The sequence below is a fragment of the Chamaesiphon sp. genome, from assembly GCF_041737865.1.
GTDB lineage: Bacteria > Cyanobacteriota > Cyanobacteriia > Cyanobacteriales > Chamaesiphonaceae > Chamaesiphon.
This window is the reverse complement of record NZ_JBGSQZ010000046.1, coordinates 1-26,676: the sequence shown is the minus strand read 5'-3', so window position 1 is coordinate 26,676 and position 26,676 is coordinate 1. Positions and strand designations below refer to the sequence as shown.

Below are 26,676 nucleotides of genomic sequence, written 5' to 3'. Positions count from 1 at the left end.
TATTCTCACTCGATCGCCAGATTCAAGCGATCGAGTGCAAGGGTTTTGAGCCTTTCAACGTCAAAACCTTGCACTTAATTTCTGGAAAAAGGCTCAAAACCCTTGCAGTGATTGGCTTGCTGAGATCTTCAGCAAGCCCTAACTAACATATTCGCAGCAGGAGGGATAGTTATGTATCCCTTACTGCTAGCCTCGATCCTCATCGTCACCTTAGCGATCGAACGTCTCTACTTTTGGTTCAAAATCGGGCGCAGACAACAGCCATTAATTCGGACAGTATTAGACTTGTATCAACAGCGATCGCCACTAGCAATCGATCGACTCGATCGCGATCGGGACTTACCAATTGCTAGAATTTTCCTCGCCGCGATCGCGATCGAGGACACCACCCCCGCAGAATTTTAACTCGCCTTAGAAAGCGAAGCACATCAAGAGCTACCGAGCTTACGGCGATTTAATAATGTCTTCGATGCGGTAATCAGCCTCGCCCCATTGTTGGGATTATTGGGGACGATTCTCGGTTTGATTGAATCCTTCTCAGCCATCAAAGTCGGTACGGGTGCAAGTAGTGGTAATAGTACCGTCGTTGCCGGAATTGCAACAGCTTTAGTTTCGACTGCATCAGGATTAATCGTTGCTATTTTAGCCTCAATTTGTGCCAATCTATTTCGCGGACTATATCAACGTAGTTTCCCTCGTTGATGTTGTCTTTGCTATTTTGACCTTTTTTATCATTACCTCCCTTACACTCACGCGAAACGAGGGTTTACCAGTCGAGCTACCCACAGCCAGCACAGGCAAAAGTCAAGTACAAACCAAGCTAGTTGTCAGTATCGATCCCAAAGGAGCGATCGCACTCAACCGCCAGCCAGTCGAGGAGCGCGATTTGTTTGCCAAAATCCAAGCCCTCATCACTCAAGATGGACAAACCCTAGTGATAATTAATGCCGATACACACGTCGAACACGGACGAGTAGTCGCAGTTATGGATCGGGTGCGTCAGATTGCAGGCGTGAAACTAGCCATTGCGACTCAGCCTAAATAATAGACCTCCTGCGAAAGTCAGAAGTTAACTGTGATAAGAGGGTAGAGGTTAGAGGATAGAGGGTAGTTCGACAATTTGAATAGTTCAAAAAAACTTAATTCGATCGATCGGCTCAAGTTGTTAACACAAGCCAATCTTCAATTACTTTCGCCGGAGGTCTAATCTATATCCTCGCAAAATCAGCAGGGTTTTGATCGCGGCGATGATTGAAGGGAATGGGCGCACCTTGAGCATCGCCAACTAGGGCAGCAGTTTTTTCTAGAGCCGTTCTCAGCCGCTTGGCTGCATAAATCGACATATCGCGCGGGACATTGATCCGATCGCGTACATAGCGCAGCGCAGCGTCAGATCCCTGCGGTGGGATACAATCTACATCTGTCATCATCTGTGTCAGCGCACACCGCAAAGCTTCGTCGATGAGCTGCTCCTGGGCAGGATTAGCGCGAATCACATTAGGATGATGCTTAATCGTGCGGTAGAGAGCTTCCGCCCGCGAGTGTTCCGGCTCTGGAAAAGCCGCATCTGGTAATCCATCCCAAGAGCCATTATCTACCCGTGCTTTGTTGATGAGCATCTGAGCTTCGCCATTTTCATAGCAGCCGCCCATCTGGGGTGGTAAATCGTGAACGTGGGTGTGAAAGTCGCTTTGAGTACCGCGATAAGTCGCTCGGCTTTCCATCGCATCAAACCAAGCTGCAAAACGCGGATTTTCCTCGCGGAGGGAATAGCCTTTGTAGTAGTACAGGCTAGCATTCATCCGCTCGACATAGGGTGTAAAGATAATGTCAGCAGTACTAAACTGTTCGAGAAAGTAAGCTCCTGGAGTACTACTCAATGCTTCCTCAACCATCGCTACCACACTGACAAATTGCGATCGATTGTGCTGCTCCTCTCGCACTGAATTTGCTGGACGACACAGCCAACCACACCAGGCTCGAAATAGTAGCCGCTCTAATTGTCGCAACGGCAACACTAAAGGATCTTTCATTCCAAAACCCACAGCACCAAAAGCCTTCTCTAAAGCGAACAAAATATCATCGCTTTCAGTAATCATCCGCCCGTCCAATTCAACTGCTGGGAGCATCCCCGATGGTACCTTGCGCTTGTACCAACTCTCTTTTTCCCCATAGCAAAACATGGTAACTTTTTCGATCCGATAGGGAATTTGTTTTTCCTCTAGCCACAGCCAAATTTTCTGACAGTAGGGACACCACGCATGATTGTCGCGGTATAGAGTTACCCGCACCTCAGATTCGGCTTGTCCGAATAGGCGCAATCTAGCTTGAGCATTGGTGGCTCCATTGATGGCATCGATTGGCTCATATTGCGATTTTGCCAGTTCTGTTAGTTCATCCCAGCTTAAAGGATTTTTGCTCATTTGGTGCGTCTTAAATTAATTGATAATTGACGTGATACAGATACCCACTAGATCCCCGACTTCTCAGAGAAGTCGGGGATCTGTCCTCACCAGTTGCTATATTTTAACCCACAAAAAAACATCACACACTCGACACTTGTGTCTAATATGTGATGTAGTATAAATCGGTCAATTATCAATTATCAATTAATTTAAGAGGCTTTGACAATTTGCTTAGGTGAGAGTATCGAAGCAGCACTCGATCCTCCAGCCATGCCAGGACTCATCAAGGATTCAGCTAATAGACGACGATAGAGGTCGCTTAGTTGAATCGCTACCCCTGTCCAACTAAAGTTTTGATGTACCCGCGTCGAGGCTTGTTTACAAATTTTCCGCGCCGAGATGTCATCAGTCAAAATTCGCCCGATCGCGTGGGCAAATTTACTGACATCATGAGGTGGTACCAGTAATCCTGTTTCCTCAGAAATGACGGTGAATTTCAAACCGCCAACCGCAGAGGCGACTACAGGCGTACCACAAGCCATTGCTTCGATCGCGACCAAACCAAAGGGTTCATAGTGACTGGGAATCACGCAGACATCAGCAGCAGTGTAGTATAGTGCCAATCGATCGTGTCCGACCATACCCACAAAGTCAGTATTGGCAGTTAGGTCTAGTTCTGTGACGATCTCCTCGATCCGACGACGTTCGGCACCATCAGCCTCATGTGGATCGCTACCGCCGACGACTAATAATTTTAAATGCTGAGGATCGATTTCTTGACTTTGCTCCAATTGCGATCGCAATTGGCTCGTAGCGCGGATCAGAGTTTCGATTCCTTTGCGTTTATCAAAGCGACCCACGTATAGTACCACTTTCGACTGGGTAGAGATCCCCAACTGTTTTCTCGCACTACTTTTGGAGATCGGGCGGAAAGTACTGACATTGGTACCGCAAGGAATGATATCGATCTTACCAAGACGAGATACTAAAGTTTCTAGATCCTCCATTTCTTGAGGACTGGTAGCAACGACACAATGAGCCTGTTCGAGAATTTGTTTTTCAACTGCTAATCGAGTTTTGGCGATCGTCGGGATCTCACTAACATTTTGATACTTCACTGCACCCAGCGAGTGATAAGTATGGATCAATCGAATATTTTGGCGGCGTTGGAGTTCCAATCCGACCCAACCAGACATCCAGTAGTTAGTATGAGCTAAGGGGTAATTCATCCCCTCTTTTTGCTGAAACTTCTGCAATGCCGTCACAAATTCGGGCATGTATTGAAACAGTTCGTCACGGGGAATATAAGCTTCTGGCCCCGCAGTGAGGCGAATCGTCCGACAATGAGGTGAGTGTTGAACGATCGTCGCATCATCAGGACTACTCTTGCGAGTAAACATATCGACTTGCCAACCAAGTTTGGCAAGAGCTTCCCCCACTTGGCGAACATAGACATTTTGACCGCCAGCGGCATCTTTACCGATTTCTGCGGCTGGATCTCCATGTTCGGAGATCAACGCAATTGCCTGACGAGTAGGCGCACTCGTTCGCGCCGATGCAAATGGTTGGTGTGGCTGAGTAGCTGGTGAGTTATTGCTAATACTTGTCGGGATTTCTGTTAACATATGCACCTCAGTAAAAAATTGATATTTAGCGATCGCTAGGAGCCAAGATGTAGAGTCTGAAATAATTTTTCCAAATGGCTACAGCCTGCGTGTTACTCGAACGGATTTGTATCCGCCACTATCGCTACTTGTAAAGCTTAAATATCCTTACATTTTGTTGGTGGAACCAGGAAAATCGACTTGAATCGATCGATCCATCAGCCCGACCGATTGAGATTAAAGTTGTAGTGTGAGCTGCCACTTCGATCCCAAGTTCTTTGGCATAGCCTCTCGTAGAAAAGGAAAAGAGAATCGATATTCTCAAACGCGAACGGGGTTTAATAAATACTTGCTGTTGCCAGATGTCCGTTTCGAGCAAACTTCTCGCTGATGATTTGTTCATAAACAGCTTCATAGCCTGCTACCATCTGCTCGACTCCAAATCGCTCGGAGACATACTCTCGGCAAGCAGCTCTAGAAATAGTGGGAATTTTGGCTACCGCATCGATACATTCAGCTACTGTATTGCAGATGTACCCGCTCACGCCCTCAGCAATCACTTCGGGTACCGCTCCGAGATTCATCGCGATCACTGGAGTACCTGCTGCCATCGACTCGATCGTCACCAACCCAAATGGTTCGCGCCAAGTAATCGGAAACAGAGTAGCAATTGCTCTGCCCATTAATTCATTTTTCATAAAGTGATCGGCTTCACCCAAAAACTGGATCTGAACGCCATCGATCTGAGGTTTAATTTCCCGCTCGAAATATTCTATGTCTACCGGATCGACTTTGCCAGCCATCTTCAGGGGAATACCTGTAGCTTTGGCAATCTCGATCGCATGGTGAGGCCCTTTCTCTGGCGATATTCTGCCTAAGAATGCCAAGTAAGGCGGTCGATCTGCCAGTGGGAAAAAGTGATGCGTACTCACATCGATACTGTTGTATACGGTTGCCACATGATTCAACCCCAGTCTGTCCTCTCGCTGGGCATTGGAAATGCTCACATAAGGTTGTGCTTTGGCGTGGACAAACATTTTTTCATTGTCAGGCGTAAAGATGCCGTGCAATGTGTGAACTGTTGGTGTTTGGGTGAGCTTGCTATATGGCAACGCACCACAGCCGATATGAGAGTGAATCAGATCGAATTCTTCTGCCTGCTCGTATACCTGAGCTAATTGCAACATTTCATAGATCCCATACTCTTTAATGCTGGCATCTAGACGCAATGCTTGAGGGTGAATTGATTCTAATTTTGCAGAAACGATCGAGTCTCCCGAAGCAAATAGCGTCACTTCATGACCCCTGGCAACTAGTGCATCTGTCAATAGTCCTACTATTAGTTCTATCCCTCCATATGCTGGGGGTGGAACTCTTTCCCACAAAGGTGCAATTTGGGCAATTCTCATTACAATTCTCCTGGAATATATGAGGCAACACGCGATCGGGCTTCCTAAATTAATTAAATTTCTTGAGATTAAATGCTCTGATTTTAACTATGGAAAGCTACCTATTTATCGCAATTAGCTCATGCAAAATATCTTTAATAAATTATATGAAAGTTTCAGGATTATTATCCAGCAACAGTTTTACTTATCGTAGTATGAAGTATTTACAACTTTCTCTTCTACGAACTTCCTTTAATTTTAAACACTGATTTTTGGTTATTCTATCTATCTTAACAAAATCTTTATAATTCATCTGCTCTAAAATCTTCTCCCAAAATGGTCAAAGGAACAGCCAAAATTAACCAGGTAATGTATCTTAGACGGCAACAAAAAACAAAATTGATATTTATTGATTCGAGCCTTGCGATCGGATGTTGTGCTCATTTTTTCGATAAAAGTGATAATTAATACCAAACAATCTAGCGGTCGTTATCACCACTATGAGGAACGAGTACTAGACATTTAGCTTAGACATGCTCGACTGGGCAAAGCCCATGTGGCTAACGGTAGGCTACCGCCAACGCCAACCGGATAAAGCACAAATCAGAAAGGTTTTGGCTCTAGATTTAGTGTGTGCAAATCGGCCGTGTTCATATAGTTAACCATATCCATTGATTGACTCGAAACTGCCAAAAGGAAGATCTCCAAGAATAGATCTCTATCGATGGGCATCGATTTGGGATACATCGATCGAGAGCGCGGTCAAAAATATCCCCGCGATCTCCCCTACTTTGCGCCCTCGATATCTAGCTCTAAAAAAATATTAGTCATCCCCTTGACAATTACCTAGATACTTATGGTATATTTGTAGATGTTATTGCAATGGGGTGTCGCCAAGTGGTAAGGCATCTGGTTTTGGTCCAGACATTCCGAGGTTCGAATCCTTGCACCCCAGTTAAACTCACAACCAAAATAGCTCAGTCAGAGTAGAGTTATCGACACTCTGGCTGATTGTCATGTTAGTCAAAGGAATAACAACGGTATGAATGCTGCGCGAATCCTCGCCCTCGACTTCGATGGGGTAATCTGCGATGGGATGGCAGAGTATTGGCAGACGGCATGGCGAACTTACACACAAGTGTGGCAACTCGATCGGTTGGAGCCATCGCCAGGTGTCGCTGAAAAGTTTCGGGAGCTGCGTCCGCTGATCGAAGTCGGCTGGGAAATGCCCGTACTGATCCGAGCATTGAGTTTAGGTATCTCTACCGATCGAATGCAGAGTTCTTGGCAAAAAATCCGAGATCGAATCCTAGCCGATGGTCGCCTCAGTGGGGTCAAAGTCAGTCAACAATTGGATTCAGTCAGAGATAGTTGGATTCAACAAGATCCTGCTAGCTGGCTGAAACTACACCAGTTTTATCCAGGTGTCATCGACACACTCAAAGAACTTCCCAGTCGAAAGATTCAGCCAATTATCATCACAACCAAAGAAAGCAGATTTGTCACCCAATTACTGCAAGAGCAAGGTGTACAACTAGCGAGTGAATTTATTTGGGGAAAAGAACTCAAACGAAGTAAGATTGATAGCCTCAAGCAAATTCTCGATCGAGGAGTCAAGAAATCTCCATCCGTCTGGTTTGTCGAAGATAGACTGAGTACATTGGCGAAAATAGCGACCCAGCCAGAACTAGAATCAGTGAAGCTGTATTTAGCCGATTGGGGTTATAATACCGTCGCCGAGCGCGAAGCCGCACTCTTACAGACGCGGATTCAAACCCTGTCACTTGCAGATCTACCGACACTTGGTGGTACCCCCAAGAAAGCAGCAGCGAGTAAAAGCGAAGATATTTAGATCGATCGACAGTCAATGATTATCGGAACGGAGTGTCAACTATTAGAGTTGGCACTCCATTTTTATGTAGAGGTAACTGCACGAAACCTGGCTAAATGAATAAGCTAGGCGAAACCTGAAACATTTCACCGAGCTTTTTAGCTTGTGACTTACTAATCGATCTCTTACCATTTATGACTTCAGAAACAATTCCACTAGATCCAATAATCCCAACTAGATCTGACTGCTTTTTACCACTAGATTCCAGTAAATATTGCAACATTTCGGTTGGAGATTGAGTTCTCCAGTCATCCATCGGACAAGTCTTAGATTCATAATCTGTGACCAATATTATTGCTAGGTCGTAAAGTGCTACTTCTTCTAGAGTGCGGTCTTTTTTAAACACAAAATACTCGACTACCGTTAGAGCCTGTCGGTATTCTTCCTCTGTTTCAATAACTTTAGGCTGATACTTTATCAAAAGCTCTTTATATTGCTCTCTGTTAAAAATAAGGGTCATTTTTCCACTTGTCCTTACTATAGTCAGTATGAGTTAAAAAATATTTGTAATAGATAATCTGCCGATCGTAATCTATGCCGACTATTAACCGATAGTTATTTCCTTTGATATTGAACACAGTGAAGTTACCAACGGCTTCAGCATCTTTAAAAGATTGACGAACCTCTTCAAGATTTTGCCATTGAGCTAGCTCGACCGTTTTAAACCAATTTCTAATCACTCTGTCAGCATCAGGATACTGTGCTGCATCTTCTCGGAGATTGGTAATCGAGATTAGGTGCATGAATTCATGACGTTTGTTCGCATACACCAACTATCTCTCAATTCGAGAGGATTTGTCAAGCAATCGTAAATTAAGTCTGGTGTGTTTTCTTTACAAGTTCAATCCAACCGAGTTGTTATACTGCGTCAACTATAATATTACAAATGATATTTATACATGAATTCTTTCGTTGCAAATTTAAGGTTTTCTTCTGCCTCCAATTTCATTTGACTTGCTTCTCTCTTTGCTCGTACTACTTCTCGATCGACTGATTTCTTGTTTATTTTATCAATTAATAAACCGATACTCATACCTATTAATGGTGGAAGTATAATCATCATTAAAGCACCACCACTTGAGAGAATTTTAGCAAATAGAAAGAAGCCCATTATTGATGCAGCGCAACCATAGCCACATCCTCCACCCGCATTTTCGACTGATTTATTCTGAGTCTCTGTAATTAGTTTTATAGCTTTTTTCTCGGCGGTTGAAATAGCCTCAATATACGAGCTATTCATATAATCTCGATCTTGTGGTGCAGCTAAATCTAGTGTCTCACCCGTTGAGTTCTTAACCACTTGAAGAATTTTGTAGAGGTCTACGGCTTTCCAAGAAGTTCCACAATCAAGGCAAGCGTTTACATTTTTATCTTCTCCAGTAACTGCTCCAACTGCTCCACCTACCACTCCAAATAAAGCCCGGCCAGCAACGGCACGTCCCTAACTAACATTTATTTGTCTCTTTTTTAAGAGTGACGTGACTAGAACCACAGTTAGGACAATTAGCCATATTCTTCGTTGAAACTAAAACTTGACAAATAACTTTAATCTAGATTACCACCAAACCACTCAGCGATGTCAAAATGATGGCTTGGAGTCGCCTCGACACACTCCCGCACTATACCAACAAGAACCATGACTGCACAACCCTCGAAAATCGTCTACACTTTTATCGATGAAGCTCCAGCTTTGGTAACGTACTCTTTTTTGCCAATCGTGCAAGCATTTACCAAAACTGCTAATGTATCGATCTTTGCCCCCTACTGTATTTCAAGAAGTGATTTTTGACTCTAGTTTAAAGATCGGTTGTTCGGGGGTTTGAGTTTTTATTCTCCATTTTTCAGCTATGATCGTTGCTCGATCGCTCATTTCTCTAAGTTTTTTCTCTCCATCTTGAGCTATTTGCATAATTTCAGCTAGCTCTGTTTCATTTAATGGCTTAGTACTCATCGCTATTACTCCAAACGATTGTAGCAACATCATCAATTACTTCCAAATCCAGATTTTGCCAACTGCGCTACCACCAGATTCCCTAGAGATGTCAAAATGATGGTTTACAGCCGCTTCATCACGCCCCCGCACCATACCAAGAAGATATATGACAGCCCAATCCTCCAAAATCGTCTACACCTTTACCGATGAAGCTCCGGCTTTGGCAACTTATTCATTTTTACCGATCGTCCAAGCATTTACCAAAACTGCTAATGTAGCGATCGAGATGAGCGATATTTCGCTGGCTGGGCGGATTATCGCCACTTTTCCCGAACGGTTGAAAGCGGAGCAACAGCAGCCCGATGCCCTCGCGATCTTGGGCGAACTAGCGCAGACACCAGCAGCTAATATTATCAAACTGCCGAATATCAGTGCTTCGACACCTCAATTGATAGCGGCGATTGGGGAATTGCAGGAGCAGGGGTACGATCTTCCCGACTATCCAGCCCAACCGCAGAATGAGGCAGAAGTAAAAACTAAGGCGCGGTATGGCAAGATAGTCGGTAGTGCGGTGAATCCAGTATTGCGCGAGGGAAATTCCGATCGCCGAGTAGCCGCAGCGGTGAAAGAATACGCCCAAAAGAATCCTCATCGAGTAGGCTCGTGGGTGGCGGATTCTCAGACTCACGTTGCTCATATGGAGAGTGGGGATTTTTATGGGAGCGAACAGTCGGTAGTCATAGCTGAGACGGGGGAAGTCAAAATCGAGCTAGTGACAACAGATGGAGTGACTATATTGACAAAGACGGCGGTAACGGCGGGAGAAGTCATCGATGCCGCCGTGATGAGCGTCAAGGCGTTACGAGCATTCTACGAGCGAGAAATAGCAGCGGCGAAGGCGGATGATATTTTGCTGTCGCTGCACGTTAAAGCGACGATGATGAAAATATCCGATCCGATTTTATTCGGGCACGCTGTCACCGTTTATTATCAGGATGTGTTTGCGAAATACGCCGCTACTTTCGATCGATTGGGCGTAAATCCGAATAATGGTATCGGCGATGTATATGCCAAAATTCAATCGTTACCAGAGGGTGAACGAAACGCGATCGAATCGGACTTACAAGCAGTTTATACCAGCCGTCCCCAGCTAGCAATGGTTAATTCCGACAAGGGGATTACCAATCTCCACGTTCCTAGCGACGTAATTATTGATGCGTCGATGGCGGCGGCAATTCGCACCTCTGGCAAAATGTGGGGCGCGGATGGACAAGCGCACGATATGAAGGCAATGATACCCGATCGCTGTTATGCGACGATTTATCAGGAGTGTATCGATTTCTGCAAAGAGCATGGAGCTTTTGATGTAGCCACGATGGGAAATGTTGCCAATGTGGGCTTAATGGCGCAGAAAGCCGAAGAATATGGTTCCCACGATAAAACTTTTGAAATTCCTACTGATGGCGTGGTGCGTGTTGTAGATGCCACTGGAGCGACATTGATGGAACACTCGGTGGAGCAGGGTGATATCTGGCGGATGTGTCAGACAAAGGATTTACCGATTCGGGATTGGGTAAAACTGGCGGTAAATCGGGCGAGAGCGACGGGTTGTCCGACGATTTTTTGGTTGGATGAGGATCGCGCTCATGATGCTAATTTGATTGTGAAAGTGGATGAATATTTAGGCAACCATGACACGACGGGATTGGATCTGAAAATTATGTCACCTGTAGCGGCGATGCGCTTTACTTGCGATCGGATTAAAGCGGGTGAAAATGTGATTTCTGTCACGGGAAATGTATTGCGGGATTATTTGACGGATTTATTTCCGATTCTCGAACTGGGCACGAGTGCGAAGATGTTATCGATCGTACCGCTCTTAGCTGGTGGCGGTTTATTCGAGACAGGCGCGGGCGGTTCTGCACCCAAACACGTCCAACAGTTTCTCACCGAGGGACATCTGCGCTGGGATTCCTTGGGCGAATTCTTGGCTCTGGCAGTAGCGTTGGAGGATTTGGGACAGAAGACGAATAATCCAGACGCACTAATTTTGGCAGCAACACTCGATCGAGCCAGTGGTAAGTATTTAGATAACGCCAAATCTCCCTCAGCAAAAGTAGGTGAATTAGACAATCGTGGGACTCATTTCTATCTAGCAATGTATTGGGCACAAGCTTTAGCAGAGCAGGATCGAAACCCCAGACTCAAAGCAATATTTGTAGAGTTGGCACGACAATTGAGCCAGAATGAAGGGATGATTTTAGCTGAGTTAAATGGAGCGCAGGGACAAGGAGTAGATATTGGTGGTTACTATCATCCCGATCGAGATAAAGCAATTGAGGCAATGCGACCCAGTAAGATATTTAATGACGCGATCTCATCTTTAGGTTAAAGTTTAAGATTATAGATATAAGGATATATATTCATGAACGATAAATATCCAATAGCTGAAGTGAAAACCGCTCGAATTGTTTGTCTCGATGCTCCCCTACCTTCAGCACAGGAGAGACTACATCGCGATCGTTTATACCTATTTGCTGAGATAATAGATACGATTGAAATATCCGATCGCTATTGGGTTAGACCGCTAGCACTTGCCAGATCGAACCCCGAAAGCTTTCAATTAGAATTCTTGCACGACCTCCGCGACGCAGCTCAACTAATTTTACCGATAGGTCTTTTTCGTGATGCTTTAGATACAGAAGTTTTACCGCTAATTTCTGAATTATTTCAGCCAAATAAAGACTCCACCCGATCGGCGAATGCTCAAAAAGTATTATATCAATTTATCGCCGATCTGTATCGATCGTTATCAATATAAATCCAAGCCCTAAAATTCAATTCCAAGTTGTGCTTTGACACCTTGTTCGCGGAAAGGATGCTTAATCATCATCATTTCGGTGACGAGAGCGGCGACATCTTCTCGCCGATCTATATCGATTGTCATCAATATAAATCCAAGCCCTAAAATTCAATTCCAAGTTGTGCTTTGACACCTTGCTCGCGGGAAGGATGCTTAATTATTGTCATTTCGGTAACGAGAGCGGCGACATCTTCTCGTCGATCTATATCGATTGTCATCAATATAAATCCAAGCCCTAAAACTCAATTCCAGGTTGTGCTTTGACACCTTGTTCGCGGAAAGGATGTTTAATCATCGTCATTTCTGTGACAAGATCGGCGACATCGATTAAACTTTGGGGTGCGCCTCTACCCGTCAGAATTACGTGAGATAATTCGGGTTTTTGAGCTAATCCGGCAATTACTGCTTCTGGATTGAGATAGCCCAACTTGAGAGCGATATTGATCTCATCTAATAATACTAATTGATAGTTCGGATCGATAATATAGCTCAAGGCTTGCTCCCAAGCACGTTCGGCGGTAGCAATATCTCGATCGCGATCCTGAGTATCCCAAGTAAAACCTTCCCCCATCGCCTGGAATACTAATTGGTCGCTAAAGCGTTCTAAAACGGCTTTCTCGGCTGGTTCCCAGGCACCTTTGATAAATTGGACGATCGCGACTCGATAGCCATGTCCGAGCGATCGTAGCACCATCCCCAGCGCGGCGGTAGTTTTGCCTTTCCCCGTCCCAGTATTGACGATAATCAAGCCTTTTTTGTCGATCGATCGATCGATCCGCTCGGCTTGTACCTGTTGCCGACGCTGCATTTTCTGCTTATATTGTTCGTCACTAAGGTTTGATTCTGTCATTTGGGAAGAAGTAGTGAATGGAGATTAACGACCGGAAGTGTATAATTGCTCTTGTGCTGGCACTTCTATGTATAACTATCAACTATAGCAATCCTATATTAGATCCTTGGTATTAAACATTGGTGCGTTAGGCGATAGCCGTAACGCACCCTACATCAACTTATATTTATAACTATCAACGATCTACTAATTAACCTTGCCATCTGGACGAACACACGATCGAGTAACTCTGTGGAGTTTACCTATAATTGCGGGAGGAACACTGTTGACGACTTCCCGTGCAGATTTAGCATTTTGGGTGTCGAGTGGGTTTCTAGTGAGTGGGCTAATTTTTGGGCCAGATTTAGATTTATACTCCTTTCATTACAAACGCTGGGGTAAATTGCGGTGGTTGTGGCGACCGTATCAGCAGGCAATTAAACATCGATCGATTTGGTCGCACGGGCCGATTATTGGGACGATCGGACGGATATTATATTTAAGTTTGTGGTTGGGATTGTTAGGTTTATTTTATTTAGGTATAGCTCAGTTAGCTGGTGCCAAGACATATACCGGACAACAGTTAATCGGCATCTTGCACCACTCGATCGAGCGCAATCTTCCAGTGTATATCGCTCTCTTCTGCGGTTTAGAATTGGGTGCCATGAGTCATTATAGTAGTGATTGGTTGGTATCTACATATAAGCGATTCGCCAAAGGCAAAACTAAGGCGCAGAGGGCGCAGAGGGGGAAGAGAACGCACAGAGGGAACTAGAGGAGGAAATTAATCAGCAGAGATCCTTACAGATCGACTCTCTGCGTTCTCTCCTATCTCTGCGCCCTCCGCGCTAGACGATCTCCAATACCTCCCCTTTGAGCATCCGTTTGGCGGCATCAAGTAGAGCTTCTTCCAAGTATGGTTTGATAAAGTAGCCACTAGCACCGAGTTGGGAGGCGATCTGACGGTGACGATCGCTACCACGTGAAGTCAGCATCGCAATCGGTATTTTGATGAGGGCGGGATCTTTCTGGATGCGGGAGAGGAATTCTAGCCCATCCATCCGAGGCATCTCAATATCACAGAAGACGATATCGCAGGGTAGACCAGCTCTGAGCTTGTCCCAGGCTTCCTGACCATCGCGAGCCTGTTCGACACGGTACCCAGCCCGTTTGAAGGTCAATGAGAGCAATTCTCGGACGGTGATGGAGTCATCGACGATCAGTACCATTGATTCGCGGACTTCGACAGCCGGAACTGTCATTTGAGATGTCCATTCAGTCGAAACCTTCCGAGAGAGCGTACCTTTGGCGAGGGCGATCAATTCCATTACGTCCGCGATCGGAATGATCCGACCATCCCCCATCACTGTCGCTCCAGCAATCCCTAGTGGCTTGGATGCTGGCCCCTGAAGGGGTTTGATTGCGATTTCTTGGTCGCCAGTAATTTTATCGACTTGAATGGCGATTAAGTTGCCATCACTGCGGAGAATCAGGATCGAAACTAGATCGCTATCATCTTCATTTGCAGTGTAGAAATTGTTGCGCGCCAGAGGACGATTGAATTCCAGCAAGTCAGATAGGGGTTTGAATGGCATCAGTTCATCGCGCCAGAAAATGCACTGTTCGCCATTACTATTGACTTGAATCTGTTCGGGGCTGACATTTTGGGTATCCTCAATCCCATCCATTGGAAAGGCGATATTGCTCTTATTATTGACAGCAATCAACGCTTTGGCGATACTCAGTGCCAGTGGTAGCCGGATTGTGAAGGTCGTACCGATGCCGAGCTGCGATGTGGTAGCGATCGTCCCCCGAATTTCGGTGATACTAGTACGGACAACATCCATCCCTACTCCACGTCCAGCGAGTTCATCAGCTACATCTTTAGTAGAGAAACTGGGTAAAAATAGCAGTTCGTAGACTTCATTGTTGGATATTGTTGCTGCTTGCTGGGAGGTAATAATCCCCTTTTCGATCGCTTTGGCTTTCACCCGTTCGGTATCGATGCCTGCACCATCATCGGAGATAGAGATAATGGTTTGGTTTCCTTGGTGGAGGGCGCGAATCGTGATTTTTCCGACGTTCGGTTTATGATTAGTCAGTCTGGTTTCGGCGGATTCTATCCCATGTGCGATCGCGTTGTTTACCATATGAATCAACGGTTCAGTTAGACTTTCGAGGATGACTTTATCGATGAGAGTATCCCGTCCTTCGACGCTCAGTTCGACCTCTTTGCCATATCTGAGACCATTATCCCGGACTCCGCGCTGGAGCCTGTCGGCTGTCTGAGCAAAGGGCACCATCCGCGATTTGGTCAAATCTTCCTGAAGCTGTCCGGTAATCTGTCTGAGGGTACGGGTGACTTCGGTACTACCATCGACGACGAATTCAATATCCGCAGTGGACTCGCGCACTCTGACAGTCAACTCGATCATCTTTTGGGACAGCAAGTGAATCGGCGTAAATCGATCCATCTCTAGCGGATCGTATTCGATCGATGTATCATCTATCGCCAAATCTTCGTTATTAAGTTGAGGATTGGGGATGGTGGCTTTATATTGCTGGCGGCTGGCGACGAGGGAATTTTCCATCAAAGATCGCTCGTAGAGATCCTGCATCCGCTTCCCAACTTCATTGAGCTTTTGGACTTCAGAGAGCAGTTTTTCGACAAACTGGCGCATCCGATTTTGGTCTTGCTCTAGTGTGTTGCGGTTGACGACGAGTTCCCCGACTAAGTTGTTGAGGTTGTTTAGATGTCTGACTGACACCCGCATCGTTTGCTCGAATGTCCGCGATTGTTTCGATCGACGTTCGGTTGGCTCGCGCTCGGTGCTGGGTGCAGGTGAATTGACTAGCGGTGGTGTAGGGTTTGGAGCGGTTTCGCCCAATAACTCATCCAGGTTGATCGCTGGCTCGAACGCTGGGTTTGCCATCAGAGCGTCGAGATCGTTAAATGCCGATCCCCCTCCAGTCAGGGCTACGACACTCCCGACACCGAGTGCCATTCCTAGCAGTGCGTCCAAATCTCCTGTATCTGTCAGGTTTGACGGAGATTGCTCATCAAACATCTTCCCCAAATCTGTCAATTCATCACTGGTGACTTCGGCACTTAGTGCCTCAAAATTGAAATCTAAGTCAGCAAAATTATCGACGTTTGCAGATTGTACTACTGGTAGCTGCTCTTGAAAAGATTCGATCTCTAAATTTCCTTCATCTAGGATACTAAAATCTAGATCTCCAAACGCATCACTACCAGATGATTCTAAACCTAAATCGGCAATATTAAAAATATCTAGATTGAGATCGATCTCATCATTAATATTGGGTATATTTAGATCTACTAACGAATTTTCGGCTAAGTGGTCTAGATCGAGATCTGAAGGATTGATGTCTGGTGCTGCTACTCGCTCCTCTAGTGGTGAAGTTGCACTAAATACAGATATTTCGGCAAGTGGTTCGCTATCATCGATAAAATCCAGATCTAAGCCTGCAAAATCATCCTCATTAAATAGTTTCGCACTCGCTCCACTAGCATCGAAGAAGTCTAGATCTAAATCTGAAAAATTATTACTACTTTGAGGCTCAATCTCTAAATCTATAAACGTATTGTCGATCGCCGAATTTACCTCTAGGTTGTTAATACTCAACGGATTGAGATTCAATTCATTGGAACCGATATCTGAATCTGGAAGATCGAAACAACTAAAATCTAAGTCTGCAAAATCACTATTTACAGCCGAGCCTATTGCTAAATCGTTATTACCAGAAGAACTAAAATCCAATCCAAACTCGTCGCCAACACAAGGATCGATAGTTGTGCCACTGTAACCGAGAGGATTGATATCTAAACCTGCGAAATCATCGATCGAGTCTCCAACTGAATTGCTATTGAGAATATCTAATTGCAGATCGTCAAAATCATCAATCTCAAATTGTGCGACTGAGTTGTGCAGGGAATCGATCGATTCAGGAATAGTTAAATCGTCAGCGATCGTCAACGATAATGGCCGACGGTTTAACTCTTCAAAATATAACAGATCGGAAGTCGCTGAAGCGATCCCATTAGTAACCTGAAGAAGATCGGAATTTGGCCGATCGAAGTTGGTAAGATCGCCCAACGCGGGAGCCTGCAAGTCGTCCACGATCGAGGCGATCGGTGCTACTACATTCTCAACTGGCGGCGGTGCTAATTCAGACCAATTTTCAGGTGCGGCGATCGTCGGAAATAGTGTACTAATCGGGCGATCTAGACCAAAATCTGGTGCAGAGACATCTAGATCTAATAGAGAAAGATCGGGCTGAAGTTCGTAGTCCTCGCGGTCGATCGAATCTAGATTTAGATATGGAGGCTCGACGGCTACTCGCTCCGACCAAAAATTACTAGCTAGATCGTCGATCCCGTCTAGATCGGGAGTATAAAATGTTTCTTCATCATGTTCGGCGATCGCTGGAGTTATGTCTGTGCCAGTTGTTACTTGCTCGATTGCCACAGCCAGATCGTTCGCTGAGAGGATGTCAAGTGGGGATGGTTCAAACAGTTGTGAGTAAAATTTGTCGGTAGTGATATCGCCCAATAACGTGGGTTCGAGCGGCTCATGCTCAGATCCGCCGACGATGAAATTCTCATCCTGCATCCAAGTACCTTCATTAGGTACGTCGAGTAAGTTCATAAACTCGTTCAATTCCATCGCCTCTGGATCGAATTCTGCGGCTGGAATAGCAAATAGATCGACATTGACGGGTTCTAGTCGAAGATTAATCGATAATAAATCGGCAACTTGGGCAGGATCGCTCTGAGCTACAGGATGGTGGGTAACTAAGTCATTAGGATGATTTGTGCGAGTATTAGCGACGCTCCCATGAGGAACGTCGATCAGAGCCTCTAAATCAGGTGTGATCCCGATGGCTTGATGGCGATCGGCTAAAACTAGGACTTGTGCTTGTTTGACAGCGATCCTGATACTTTCGCCCAGTTGAGGTAGCGCATTAGCTGGATTGGCGATCGCCAATCGACAAGCTGTAAGTAAATTTGTCCATTCTAGAAACTCAAAATTTTCGCCGAGATTTCCCAATTTTTGGCAAATTTGCTGGATTTGGGTACGGATTTCAGGTCGATCTGATTGTGGGCACAGATCGATGATTTCAGCTAGTTTGCGGGTAACATATTCCCCAAATACCTGTTCTAGAGCGGGATCTCGCTCGACTCGTTCGTTGATGACTGGTGCCAAGGTAGGATTGCTAGTGGCAACTAAATGCTGGAGATAGGCTCGGAGTTGTTCAAATACCGGATCGCCGATCGGATCGGCAGCAGCAGGATCTTGGTGATAAGGATCGCTAGCAACTCGAATCCGCTCGATCCCTGCCTGTAAAAAACTAAAGCTGGCTAAAAATAGCGATTGAAGGTGGCTGTCTACCTCAATTTGCGGCTGTTCTTTGAGTAGTTTAAAGTTGGCTTCAAATTGGTTGCCAATTTTTTGAACGTCAGGTAGTCCCAACATGGCAGCACTACCTTTGATCGAATGTGCCGCCCGAAATAATTCGCGAATCATCGCCGGCTGTCTAACTGTTTCTGGCAGTTTGCGTAAGCCTTGCTCGATCGTGTGTAAGTGTTCGCTAGCTTCTTCTAAAAAGTAGCCCAGGATGCGATCGTGTTCCATAACTAGGGGTAGGGGTGAGGAAAGTGGATGGTGAATGGTGGATGGTGGAGAGTGGATGGTGGATGGTGGTAGCCTGCCGTAAGCGCAGTGTGGATGGTGACAATTAGCAGATGGAGAGTAAATTTACGATTTATTCCCCATTCACCATCCACCATTCACCATTCACTTTCCACAATTATTCAACTTTAAATCGCTCGACATAAGTAAGCAGGTTCCGAGCGACGACTACGAGATTTTCGAGAGATGAAGATACCTTCTGAGCTTCTTGGGAAGTTGACTGAGCTTGGATTTCGACTGATTGCATGACTTCTGTTACTGCTTTAGAAGTTTCACGTTGCTCGATCGTATCTGAAGTAATCGATCGGACTAGTGCATCGATCCGATTGGATACTTGAATGATGTCATCGAGCGATCGCTTGGCTTGTTCTGCTAGTTTAGTACCCTGAATAACTTGTTGTGTACCCTGCTCCATCGCTGCCATTACCGAACCCGTCTCACTTTGGATTTGGAGTACGATATGCTCGATTTCTTTGAGAGCTTTAGCACTTCTGTCAGCTAGCTGGCGGACTTCATCAGCGACGATCGCAAATCCTTTACCCGATTCTCCCGCTCTAGCTGCCTCGATACTGGCATTGAGCGCGAGTAAGTTAGTTCTAGAAGCAATTTGGGAAATTACCGAGACGATTTGGGAAATTTGTTGCGAAGACTCAGCTAGACGCTTGACTTTTCGAGTACTTTCTGCTACTGTTTCGCGAATCTCTTGAATACCTGCTACCGTCCGTTCTACCGCTTCACCACCTCTGAGGGCGGTAGCCGATGCTGTCCGCGCTACTTCTTCTGATTCGCGGGCACTTTCAGCTACCCGTTTGATCGAGGCAGTCATCATTTGGACAGAGTTCACAGTTACAGCTAGTTCTTCAGCTTGACTGAGCGCGTCCGAAGATAACCGTCGAGCAAATGCTTCACTCTCGGTTGAACTTTGGTTGACCTGAACTGCGGCAACTTGTACCTGTTGGACGATCTGTCTGAGACTATCGATCGTTAGGTTAAAAGAGTCCGCAACCGCACCTAGTACGTCGGCGGTGACTTCAGCTTTGACGGTCAGATCTCCCCGCGCCGCGCCCTCTACATCGTCGAGGAGGCGAATTACTTGGCGTTGGAGTTCATCTTTGGCTAGTTCCATCTCTCGTGCCTTGCGTTGGGCATCGGAGTTACTAGTTATCACAGATTGCAACATGTAGTTGAAAGATGAAGACAACAGACCCAATTCATCCTGCGAAGAGACAGTAGCGCGGGCAGCCATATTGCCCTGAGCAACTTGTTCAAAATTGGATTGCAGGTCTCTAACACTGCGGCTCACCTGCTTGGTATAGCTACCCATCAGGACTCTGGCGATCCCAAAACTCGCCAGACCACCCAAGACCATCGCGATCGCCCCAGTCCGCTGGAGGAGCGGGAGCGCGGCTTTATCCTTGGCATCGAGCGTCAGGCTAGTCGCAAAAGTAGCTCCAGCGATCGCGATCGCCGCACCCAATCCAGCGGCCCCAGAAATCAGCCACTGTTTCTTCTGGAATGAGGCATTTTCAAACGGTGCAAACATACCTTTTGCCGGAGGGATATTGGTCATCAGAGAACTATCCTCACGATAGAGACTACTCATGGCTTCGGGTGGTTGATTTTTGATCCCAGAGATCGACACCCCATTGATAAATGTCGAACTATCATCAAACATACCCGAAGATTTGGGTGGCTGGATCGAGGATGGTGCGGGCTGTTCGAGAAAATTGTCTGGCAGATCGAAAAATCCAGATTGTGTGCCACCACCGCTATCGGAAATTGAAGCTAATTCAGGCTCGATCGGCTCAAACTGGCGATTAGAGGATGATTCGATCGATGCCCTGGGAGTAGTAAATCCTGACTGTGGTTGAAAAGCTGCTTGAAAAGTTGCCGCCACGCCCACATCTGGCGCAGCGTCATCAGGATGATATAGATTACCATTTGCGCGATCTGGTCGAGCGTTCTGTTCGTCCATCCAATTGGGCAGTTCGGCAGCATGACCCGTTGGGGGCCAAGCCGTTGGTAGCGCACCGCTGATTTCATTGAGAGCATCGGAGATATCTTCGACTGAAAACTCGGCTTTGAGGGGATTCTCTTCGCTAGCAACTGGTTCGACACGATGATTTGAGAAAATCATCGTCGGACGATTAGCTCGATTTGACTCATCGTCTTCAGCTTCACTTTGGGATGGTAGATTGTCAGTCAAAGGGTTTGTGGGACGCTGAGATTCCGATGTGGCGATCGGCGTGCTGTCAAACGTAGAAGATCGATCCGGCTCGAAGGTTGCAAAAGCGCGACGGGCTGCTGGCGAGACATTAAAAAATCCAGTGTCATCCGCAGCTTCAGTTGTGGTTGCTAGCGGTACGCCCAATTCGGTAGGTTCGCTGCCCTCTTTGTTATATCCAAAGGCAAAAGCATCAGTGAGAGTTTCTTGTTCGTTATTATAAAAACCCGTCGCTACTTGGGGCTTTTGACCGATCGCATTAGCGTCACCCGTGAAAAAATCTGTAGATTGACTCGGAAACAGTTGCCCCGACATATCTACATTAAAATTGAGAGCTGCAAGGTCGAAATCTTCATCAGCGGTGAGATCTTCTGGTTGTCGCCAAGTTAGTAACTCGGCTGAATCAGCACTAGTATCGCGATAATGTCCGCCAGAATCACCATCATTGAATTGCTGCGGGTGGCGAGATCCGATCTGACTCAAACAAGAATTAGCATATTCCAATCCACTGTGAGCAAATTGCAGAAATTCAGGATCGCTGGAAATACTAATTACGTATTCATACTCTTTTTTGCCAATTTCATATTGGTACAAACCATAACAATAAATATGTCCTCGGAGTAGTCGGACACTAGGATCGTTATAAAATTTATTAACTAAAGTATCGATAATCGATGCAGCTTTTTCATAATTACCTTGGAGGTAAGCAGCTTCGGCTAGTTGATAATCTTGAGTATAGTCTTGAGTGTAATCGGGGTTAGAAATCATTTTTTTCCTACTGTAACTGGCTGATTTTATAAAATATGGATGTTTTCTATAAGTTTCATACTCTGACCGAAACTAATCTAATGCTAAAGATTACTGGAGAATGGAAGTCATCCACAGATCGAACTATGAAGTGTTGACTAAAAAACTATTAAATAGTCCATTGAGAAGAGCGGAGGATCGCCACTCGATCTAATAATCTTAGTCCTGGGGCAGTCCCTGTCGTCGGATACACTCCCTTGACAAAACTACGCATAGCTGCTGGAACATCGCGATCTGGAGGGAGCATCCGGCTGATATCCAACCATTCTGTATTAGCCACTGTATGAACGGCAAAACCCATCACTAGTTCTTGGTCTTCCACAATTAGCATAGAAACTTCATTTTGATTGGTATTTACCAACACTCGATCGCCTAGAAATTGACCGAGATCTGCTACCCAAATTACTTGTCCCCGCCAATTGTATGTGCCGAGGAAAAAAGGTGAAGAATTGGGAATCGGCGCAATCCGATCGAAATAAACTGACATTACCTCGCGGACACCAGAAGCAATCAGCGCGAATTCATTACCAGAGGGCACATCAAAGCGCAAACACAACTCTCCATCTCGGCTTCCGACAGTCACATCGGTATTGTCGGGAGGATGATCGCTAGTGAGAAAATCTAAATTGAGAACCATCAGATCTATCCTAATTTCGCAATAACTGTTTGATCGTACTCAGCAATTCCACTGGCTCAAAAGGTTTGCAGACATAAGCATCTGCACCTTGCCGCATTCCCCAATGTTTATCAAAATCTTCGCTTTTGGAACTACACAAAATCACCGGAACATTTTGAGTTTTGGGATTGGATTTGAGTGTTCGACAAACTTCATAACCATTCATCTTGGGCATCACCACATCGAGTACTACAATATCTGGGATGATTTCCAGTGCAACTGCTACAGCTTGTTCGCCATCCGTGGCGACATTTACTGTCATTCCACTAGCTAGGAGTAGCTCTTTGATCATTTCCCGCTGAGCGGTACTATCATCCACAACTAGAACTGTTTTCATATATCTGTTAATCGATCGGGTGAATAGAAACTGAGGTCGTAAACATGGAGAATGGGCGATCTTTAAACATCATCAGGATTCATTGATAATACCGATCGGGACCTGGTAGTGGCTACTAAATCCGGTGGTCGATCTCGTAGCCAGTAACAACCAACACAATATCGCTGACGTCAATCTGCGAAAGGAGGCAAATCTCGAATCTCTCAAAACAGCGACGCTCGATTCTCTTGCAGAGACGCTTTGCGAACGAACCCAACTGAGATGGCACAGTGTGGGTATCGATCTACATTATGTCCGTTACATTCAGTTTTCCCACACATTGACTAGTTTGTTGCATTATCTCCAAGATCGCTAAAAAAATTAGTTGGGTTTTATGCTGATGACAGCAGCCAGTCGATGTATATATAGTTATTAGTGATGGCATCCCTCTAATTGAGACAAAGCTTAATGTGACTCAGAGCGGTGTTGACATCGATCTCACCATTGCCCCAGATGCTGGGAACGGCGCAGCCTCTGGGCTGGATCATCGCTAATCCGTCCGAGTCAATTTCATCCAATCGGCGAAATTCGCTGTTTGGGGTTTGTGAACGATCTCTCTACCACATCCGTTTTTGAGTAAAACAACAAAAGCGGTTAAAACTGTCTGTTGGCTCAGATTTATCATATGGATTAACTTATTTGATTCTGGATGCCCGACAAAACCTCAATTTGTTTACATAAGACAAGGGAATATTAACGTGTTGTATCTAGCAGAAGTCCAAAAACCAAGATCTGGGTTTAATATCGGCGGGAGAAGTAAGCCCGAACTCAAACTATTGGCTTGTCAGCGTACCGAACAGAATTGGAGTGCCATTCCTGGTGAAGAGCTACTCACCGCTCCTGATGAAGTTAATGGCTACAATCCTGGCGTCTTGGTACTGGTAGATATGAATGCCAATCGCCAAATTCAGTCCCCATTGCGGGATGCTGGCAAGCATTTGGTCGGTATTCTCCAAAATCTCTCACGGCAAATTGAAAAGTACAAAAAAGAAGCTGACGAAATTGAAAGCTGGCGGCAGTCACTGAGCTTGCAAAGTCAACAATTGCAACTGCGTCAGGAAGAAATTTATGGACGGGAAGAAGATTTAGAACACACCCGCGCCGAACTCGACAGGCTGACGCAAGCAGCACAAGCTATCGAAGTGACACTCGGACAACACGAGCAATCTCGCCAAGAGCTAGCCACCCAATGGGAACAATTGCGCGAGAAAGAGCAGTATCTCGACAGGCAGCAGCAGTCGATAGGTGGATTGAGCGAACAACAAGTCGCCGAAATTCGCATGGCTCTACATCAGTTGGGTGGTACCTCCAGCACACTCGATCCGCACCAACTCGAAACAACTGCTCGATCGATCGAAGTTCAACAAGATCTGCTCAATCGACACTGGGAGCAATTTCATCACCAACAACAACAGGTAATCGAAACTCAAGTCGAACTCGATCTCCAGCAGCAGGAAATCGAGCGGAGCAAGCAACAACTACAAGAACTGCAAACTGCCCTCGAAGCAACCCAAACTGATTGGGAAGTACAACAACGAACGCTAAGTATGCAGCAAGAATACCTCCAACGTCTTAATGTTCGGATCGGGATCGAGCAAGAAAATTATCAGAAAATTTATCTGATGTCTAAAGGTGGTGCCGATGTTGGGGAGACCCAAATTGACCTCGAACATTTGCAAACAATCCCAATTAGTGAATTACAGATAATTGTCGAAAATCTGCAAACAGAAGTCAATCGATCGGTACAATTTGTCCATTTAGAAGAAGAAGAACTTCAAGAAAAGCAAGTCGCGATCGACGAACTTCATCAAGCAATCTTAGTGGCAAATGAGTTCGACAAGCTCAAATTAGAAGTCGATCTCGCTGACGAGCAAGATGGCTACAATATGCTCGACCATACTCTGGACGGTCAACGTCAAACCATGCGAGAACGCCAAGCTTTTCTGCAAGTTCACAATCGATTCCTCCGCCAACGTCAAGGTCATCTACCTGAAGGCTCAGATCGCTCTCAAATTGAATGGGAGTCGATTTTGCATATATTAGATAGCCAACGCCAACAGCAGCATTCAGAGCTAACCCAGACCGAAATCGAGATCCACAACTTACGGCTAACGATCGAGCAAACCAAAGCCAAAATCGAACAACAAGTAGAGACTTATCTCCAAGAATCTAAACAAGTCCAATCACTCGAACACCAACATCAATCCACAAAACAACTAGCTACAGAACTAGTTGCCAAAATCAATTTGTACGAACAAATAATCGAACCATTGCAAGACCATCTCAATACATTTAAACATCAATTGGGTAGCTTGGCTGATGCCACTGGACACCAACCAGAAAATCAACAGGCAATGCAACAAATTGAAACTCTACTGAATAATTTAGTACACGGTATGCCAATGGATAGTTGATAATTGATAATCGATCGTTGGTGCGTTACGCGTGAGCCTAACACACCCAACAAATTTCTTATGTTGTAGGGTGTGTTAGGCTCAAGCCGTAACGCACCAATATGCTGTTTTCGTCCAAAACTTCCCCTAAAGCCTAAAGCCTGACTTTCGCAAGAAGTCTATTGTTGTTTGCTACCGAAATGCCAAATAACTTTACCCACGATCGCCTCACGAGCGATCGTGCTGCCAGTCAAACTGTTACGATTATCACCGATGACAAAATAGCTATTAGTAGGTACTATAATTGATGCACTCAGAGCTGGATTAGATCGATTAATATAATCTTCGCGGTAGAGTTTACCATCGATATAAACTCTACCGTTTTCGATCGTAACTGTTTCGCCTGGTAATCCGATCGTTCGCTGTACTAGTGGGGGCGTCTCTGGCGACAGAGAATTGGGATCGAAGACAATAATATCTCCTCGCTGTGGTAATTGAGTTTGATAAATAGTTCTGTCAACTACAATCCGATCGGTCGGTTTTAAAGTCGGCAGCATATTTTCAGATGGTAAAGAATAATATTTAATTACCTCATCACATCTTTCGATCGATCGCATCTGCGCTTCTGGTAATTCGATTTCTTTGACTTTACTCAAGCCCCCTTGGATGAGTGTTTTGACAATAGACATACACTCAGCAGCTTTCGGTAGCGGGATCTGGGTATTTGGAGCAGGGGGAAACTTTACTCGACATTGGGTGAGAATATGTCGATCTCGATCGGAAATATGCCAACTACTAGAGCGTACTTTCTCAACAACTTCCTCAAATATTCTCAAGTAAAAAGGCTCTGAATATACTGGAGCTGGGGATGAGGACACATCACTCCAGCCAGGTTCCGCCATCGCACCCAATATAACTAATAAAATCGTCAATTATTGCCAGGATTGTCCAATTATTGCCATGAGTAGGGATGAGGAAATAGTTAAAATAATTGATAGTTGATAATTGATAATTGATAATTCGGTTGTCCTGTTGGGAATTTCAAACCCGAAGCCATAGCTGCTGTTCTTCGTTGAGTAACTTCGGTGGGTACTTTTACTCGTACCTTGCACCAAACAGTGGAATTTACCACCTAAAAATCTGACCCAGAACCGACGATACATTCGATCGACTATAATATACTTGCACTGACTGCCACACAACGCCAAATCGCTCTGTTCTCACCTAGCCCCTATCCCCACATGACTCCCGTAAATCGAAGCTATCACATCACCACCTTTGGCTGTCAGATGAACAAAGCTGATTCCGAGCGGATGGGTGGGATACTAGAAGACATGGGATTTCACTGGTCGGACGATCCTTTCACATCGGATCTGGTACTCTACAATACCTGCACGATTCGCGACCTTGCCGAACAAAAAGTTTACTCTTATTTAGCTACCCAGATGGGAATCCCCACACCATAGCGTACCCGCTTGGTGTGGGATGAAAGGCGCGTGAGCAAACGATTCCACCCGACTAGAATCCAACAAGCGCAGCTCTTGGCGAGTAGTCGGGTGGATGAGCAAGCGAA

At 45.5% G+C, this 26,676-nt stretch carries 24 protein-coding genes, 1 tRNA gene and 3 pseudogenes; 13 read left to right on the top strand and 15 right to left on the bottom strand.

From position 1 onward, the window contains the following. Positions 1-171: 171 nt before the first annotated feature. From ACEW9J_RS03160 to ACEW9J_RS03150, 3 genes and pseudogenes are all read left to right on the top strand, one after another. The gene (locus tag ACEW9J_RS03160; RefSeq protein ID WP_373543689.1) at positions 172-405 is read left to right on the top strand and encodes a hypothetical protein; all 234 of its coding nucleotides are present in this window, start codon (positions 172-174) and stop codon (positions 403-405) included. A 63-nt stretch (positions 406-468) separates the two neighbouring features. Further along, positions 469-702: pseudogene (locus ACEW9J_RS03155) on the top strand (MotA/TolQ/ExbB proton channel family protein); the annotation flags it as partial. Then, on the top strand, positions 656-1,045 hold the full coding sequence (locus tag ACEW9J_RS03150; RefSeq protein WP_373543688.1) for an ExbD/TolR family protein: 390 nt from the start codon (positions 656-658) through the stop codon (positions 1,043-1,045). The pseudogene ACEW9J_RS03155 and the gene ACEW9J_RS03150, both read left to right, overlap by 47 nt. A gap of 163 nt (positions 1,046-1,208) precedes the next feature. Here the strand turns inward: ACEW9J_RS03150 and ACEW9J_RS03145 are convergent, their stop codons facing one another. From ACEW9J_RS03145 to ACEW9J_RS03135, 3 genes are all read right to left on the bottom strand, one after another. Further along, positions 1,209-2,423, bottom strand: a complete 1,215-nt coding sequence (locus ACEW9J_RS03145) for a glutathione S-transferase family protein (protein ID WP_373543687.1) — start codon at positions 2,421-2,423, stop codon at positions 1,209-1,211. Positions 2,424-2,614: 191 nt separating this feature from the next. Then, positions 2,615-4,030, bottom strand: coding sequence for a glycosyltransferase family 4 protein (locus ACEW9J_RS03140; RefSeq protein WP_373543686.1), 1,416 nt, complete (start codon positions 4,028-4,030; stop codon positions 2,615-2,617). Positions 4,031-4,347: 317 nt separating this feature from the next. Next, positions 4,348-5,418, bottom strand: coding sequence for a glycosyltransferase family 4 protein (locus tag ACEW9J_RS03135; protein ID WP_373543685.1), 1,071 nt, complete (start codon positions 5,416-5,418; stop codon positions 4,348-4,350). Positions 5,419-6,121: 703 nt separating this feature from the next. On the opposite strand from ACEW9J_RS03135, the gene ACEW9J_RS03130 reads away from it, so the two are divergent. From ACEW9J_RS03130 to ACEW9J_RS03120, 3 genes are all read left to right on the top strand, one after another. Beyond that, positions 6,122-6,247, top strand: coding sequence for a hypothetical protein (locus ACEW9J_RS03130; protein WP_373543684.1), 126 nt, complete (start codon positions 6,122-6,124; stop codon positions 6,245-6,247). 33 nt (positions 6,248-6,280) lie between these two features. Beyond that, positions 6,281-6,352, top strand: a tRNA-Gln gene (locus tag ACEW9J_RS03125). 87 nt (positions 6,353-6,439) lie between these two features. Further along, positions 6,440-7,249 carry an HAD family hydrolase gene (locus tag ACEW9J_RS03120; RefSeq protein ID WP_373543683.1) on the top strand — a complete coding sequence of 270 codons (810 nt, stop codon included), beginning with the start codon at positions 6,440-6,442 and terminating at the stop codon, positions 7,247-7,249. 91 nt (positions 7,250-7,340) lie between these two features. On the opposite strand, the gene ACEW9J_RS03115 is transcribed toward ACEW9J_RS03120, so the two are convergent. From ACEW9J_RS03115 to ACEW9J_RS03105, 3 genes are all read right to left on the bottom strand, one after another. Then, positions 7,341-7,748 (bottom strand): type II toxin-antitoxin system HigA family antitoxin, encoded by a 408-nt coding sequence (locus ACEW9J_RS03115; protein WP_373543682.1) that lies wholly within the window; start codon positions 7,746-7,748, stop codon positions 7,341-7,343. Further along, on the bottom strand, positions 7,732-8,031 hold the full coding sequence (locus tag ACEW9J_RS03110) for a type II toxin-antitoxin system HigB family toxin (protein ID WP_373543690.1): 300 nt from the start codon (positions 8,029-8,031) through the stop codon (positions 7,732-7,734). The genes ACEW9J_RS03115 and ACEW9J_RS03110 overlap by 17 nt, the downstream gene beginning before the upstream one ends. A gap of 137 nt (positions 8,032-8,168) precedes the next feature. Further along, positions 8,169-8,696 carry a hypothetical protein gene (locus tag ACEW9J_RS03105; RefSeq protein ID WP_373543681.1) on the bottom strand — a complete coding sequence of 176 codons (528 nt, stop codon included), beginning with the start codon at positions 8,694-8,696 and terminating at the stop codon, positions 8,169-8,171. Between the two features lie 228 nt (positions 8,697-8,924). On the opposite strand from ACEW9J_RS03105, the pseudogene ACEW9J_RS03100 reads away from it, so the two are divergent. Then, positions 8,925-9,041 (top strand): annotated as a pseudogene (locus ACEW9J_RS03100) (NADP-dependent isocitrate dehydrogenase); the annotation flags it as partial. An 18-nt stretch (positions 9,042-9,059) separates the two neighbouring features. Here the strand turns inward: ACEW9J_RS03100 and ACEW9J_RS03095 are convergent. Then, positions 9,060-9,272, bottom strand: coding sequence for a hypothetical protein (locus ACEW9J_RS03095; RefSeq protein ID WP_373543680.1), 213 nt, complete (start codon positions 9,270-9,272; stop codon positions 9,060-9,062). Between the two features lie 115 nt (positions 9,273-9,387). On the opposite strand from ACEW9J_RS03095, the gene ACEW9J_RS03090 reads away from it, so the two are divergent. Next, positions 9,388-11,613 (top strand): NADP-dependent isocitrate dehydrogenase, encoded by a 2,226-nt coding sequence (locus tag ACEW9J_RS03090; RefSeq protein ID WP_373543679.1) that lies wholly within the window; start codon positions 9,388-9,390, stop codon positions 11,611-11,613. A 33-nt stretch (positions 11,614-11,646) separates the two neighbouring features. Then, positions 11,647-12,042, top strand: a complete 396-nt coding sequence (locus ACEW9J_RS03085) for a hypothetical protein (RefSeq protein WP_373543678.1) — start codon at positions 11,647-11,649, stop codon at positions 12,040-12,042. 9 nt (positions 12,043-12,051) lie between these two features. Here the strand turns inward: ACEW9J_RS03085 and ACEW9J_RS03080 are convergent, their stop codons facing one another. Genes ACEW9J_RS03080 through cobO form a run of 3 tightly spaced genes read right to left on the bottom strand, consistent with a single transcriptional unit; the run spans position 12,052 to position 12,934 of the window. Beyond that, positions 12,052-12,168, bottom strand: a complete 117-nt coding sequence (locus tag ACEW9J_RS03080; protein ID WP_373543677.1) for a cob(I)yrinic acid a,c-diamide adenosyltransferase — start codon at positions 12,166-12,168, stop codon at positions 12,052-12,054. 17 nt (positions 12,169-12,185) lie between these two features. Then, a complete protein-coding gene (locus tag ACEW9J_RS03075) occupies positions 12,186-12,302 on the bottom strand; it encodes a cob(I)yrinic acid a,c-diamide adenosyltransferase (protein ID WP_373543676.1) in 117 nt (38 codons plus the stop codon). A 17-nt stretch (positions 12,303-12,319) separates the two neighbouring features. Continuing rightward, complete coding sequence (gene cobO / locus ACEW9J_RS03070; protein WP_373543675.1) at positions 12,320-12,934, bottom strand: cob(I)yrinic acid a,c-diamide adenosyltransferase; 615 nt, start codon at positions 12,932-12,934, stop codon at positions 12,320-12,322. Positions 12,935-13,130: 196 nt separating this feature from the next. On the opposite strand from cobO, the gene ACEW9J_RS03065 reads away from it, so the two are divergent. Further along, complete coding sequence (locus tag ACEW9J_RS03065) at positions 13,131-13,688, top strand: metal-binding protein (RefSeq protein ID WP_373543674.1); 558 nt, start codon at positions 13,131-13,133, stop codon at positions 13,686-13,688. A gap of 73 nt (positions 13,689-13,761) precedes the next feature. Here ACEW9J_RS03065 and ACEW9J_RS03060 read toward each other — a convergent pair whose 3' ends face one another. From ACEW9J_RS03060 to ACEW9J_RS03045, 4 genes are all read right to left on the bottom strand, one after another. Next, positions 13,762-18,570, bottom strand: coding sequence for a response regulator (locus ACEW9J_RS03060; protein ID WP_373543673.1), 4,809 nt, complete (start codon positions 18,568-18,570; stop codon positions 13,762-13,764). A gap of 175 nt (positions 18,571-18,745) precedes the next feature. Further along, positions 18,746-21,619: a methyl-accepting chemotaxis protein gene (locus ACEW9J_RS03055; protein ID WP_373543672.1), complete on the bottom strand. Its 2,874-nt coding sequence runs from the start codon at positions 21,617-21,619 to the stop codon at positions 18,746-18,748. Positions 21,620-21,767: 148 nt separating this feature from the next. Continuing rightward, on the bottom strand, positions 21,768-22,295 hold the full coding sequence (locus ACEW9J_RS03050) for a chemotaxis protein CheW (protein WP_373543671.1): 528 nt from the start codon (positions 22,293-22,295) through the stop codon (positions 21,768-21,770). A 10-nt stretch (positions 22,296-22,305) separates the two neighbouring features. Next, positions 22,306-22,671, bottom strand: a complete 366-nt coding sequence (locus ACEW9J_RS03045) for a response regulator transcription factor (protein ID WP_373543670.1) — start codon at positions 22,669-22,671, stop codon at positions 22,306-22,308. Between the two features lie 124 nt (positions 22,672-22,795). Between ACEW9J_RS03045 and ACEW9J_RS03040 the strand changes: the two genes are divergently transcribed. Both ACEW9J_RS03040 and hmpF read left to right on the top strand, forming a co-directional pair. Further along, the gene (locus ACEW9J_RS03040) at positions 22,796-23,026 is read left to right on the top strand and encodes a hypothetical protein (protein ID WP_373543669.1); all 231 of its coding nucleotides are present in this window, start codon (positions 22,796-22,798) and stop codon (positions 23,024-23,026) included. Positions 23,027-23,408: 382 nt separating this feature from the next. Then, complete coding sequence (gene hmpF / locus ACEW9J_RS03035; protein WP_373543668.1) at positions 23,409-25,124, top strand: pilus motility taxis protein HmpF; 1,716 nt, start codon at positions 23,409-23,411, stop codon at positions 25,122-25,124. Positions 25,125-25,282: 158 nt separating this feature from the next. On the opposite strand, the gene lepB is transcribed toward hmpF, so the two are convergent. Next, positions 25,283-26,035: a signal peptidase I gene (gene lepB / locus ACEW9J_RS03030; protein WP_373543667.1), complete on the bottom strand. Its 753-nt coding sequence runs from the start codon at positions 26,033-26,035 to the stop codon at positions 25,283-25,285. A 309-nt stretch (positions 26,036-26,344) separates the two neighbouring features. Here lepB and ACEW9J_RS03025 point away from each other — a divergent pair. Then, a pseudogene (locus ACEW9J_RS03025) lies at positions 26,345-26,548 on the top strand (tRNA (N6-isopentenyl adenosine(37)-C2)-methylthiotransferase MiaB); the annotation flags it as partial. Positions 26,549-26,676: the final 128 nt, after the last annotated feature.

Bases quoted from the DNA above. Each gene is read 5' to 3' on its own strand.
- ACEW9J_RS03160 (WP_373543689.1), top strand. From the start codon at position 172: ATGTATCCCTTACTGCTAGCCTCGATCCTCATCGTCACCTTAGCGATC.
- ACEW9J_RS03145 (WP_373543687.1), bottom strand. From the start codon at position 2,423: ATGAGCAAAAATCCTTTAAGCTGGGATGAACTAACAGAACTGGCAAAA.
- ACEW9J_RS03140 (WP_373543686.1), bottom strand. From the start codon at position 4,030: ATGTTAACAGAAATCCCGACAAGTATTAGCAATAACTCACCAGCTACT.
- ACEW9J_RS03135 (WP_373543685.1), bottom strand. From the start codon at position 5,418: ATGAGAATTGCCCAAATTGCACCTTTGTGGGAAAGAGTTCCACCCCCA.
- ACEW9J_RS03130 (WP_373543684.1), top strand. From the start codon at position 6,122: ATGGGCATCGATTTGGGATACATCGATCGAGAGCGCGGTCAAAAATAT.
- ACEW9J_RS03120 (WP_373543683.1), top strand. From the start codon at position 6,440: ATGAATGCTGCGCGAATCCTCGCCCTCGACTTCGATGGGGTAATCTGC.
- ACEW9J_RS03115 (WP_373543682.1), bottom strand. From the start codon at position 7,748: ATGACCCTTATTTTTAACAGAGAGCAATATAAAGAGCTTTTGATAAAG.
- ACEW9J_RS03110 (WP_373543690.1), bottom strand. From the start codon at position 8,031: ATGCACCTAATCTCGATTACCAATCTCCGAGAAGATGCAGCACAGTAT.
- ACEW9J_RS03095 (WP_373543680.1), bottom strand. From the start codon at position 9,272: ATGATGTTGCTACAATCGTTTGGAGTAATAGCGATGAGTACTAAGCCA.
- ACEW9J_RS03090 (WP_373543679.1), top strand. From the start codon at position 9,388: ATGACAGCCCAATCCTCCAAAATCGTCTACACCTTTACCGATGAAGCT.
- ACEW9J_RS03085 (WP_373543678.1), top strand. From the start codon at position 11,647: ATGAACGATAAATATCCAATAGCTGAAGTGAAAACCGCTCGAATTGTT.
- ACEW9J_RS03080 (WP_373543677.1), bottom strand. From the start codon at position 12,168: ATGACAATCGATATAGATCGGCGAGAAGATGTCGCCGCTCTCGTCACC.
- ACEW9J_RS03075 (WP_373543676.1), bottom strand. From the start codon at position 12,302: ATGACAATCGATATAGATCGACGAGAAGATGTCGCCGCTCTCGTTACC.
- cobO (WP_373543675.1), bottom strand. From the start codon at position 12,934: ATGACAGAATCAAACCTTAGTGACGAACAATATAAGCAGAAAATGCAG.
- ACEW9J_RS03060 (WP_373543673.1), bottom strand. From the start codon at position 18,570: ATGGAACACGATCGCATCCTGGGCTACTTTTTAGAAGAAGCTAGCGAA.
- ACEW9J_RS03055 (WP_373543672.1), bottom strand. From the start codon at position 21,619: ATGATTTCTAACCCCGATTACACTCAAGACTATACTCAAGATTATCAA.
- ACEW9J_RS03050 (WP_373543671.1), bottom strand. From the start codon at position 22,295: ATGGTTCTCAATTTAGATTTTCTCACTAGCGATCATCCTCCCGACAAT.
- ACEW9J_RS03045 (WP_373543670.1), bottom strand. From the start codon at position 22,671: ATGAAAACAGTTCTAGTTGTGGATGATAGTACCGCTCAGCGGGAAATG.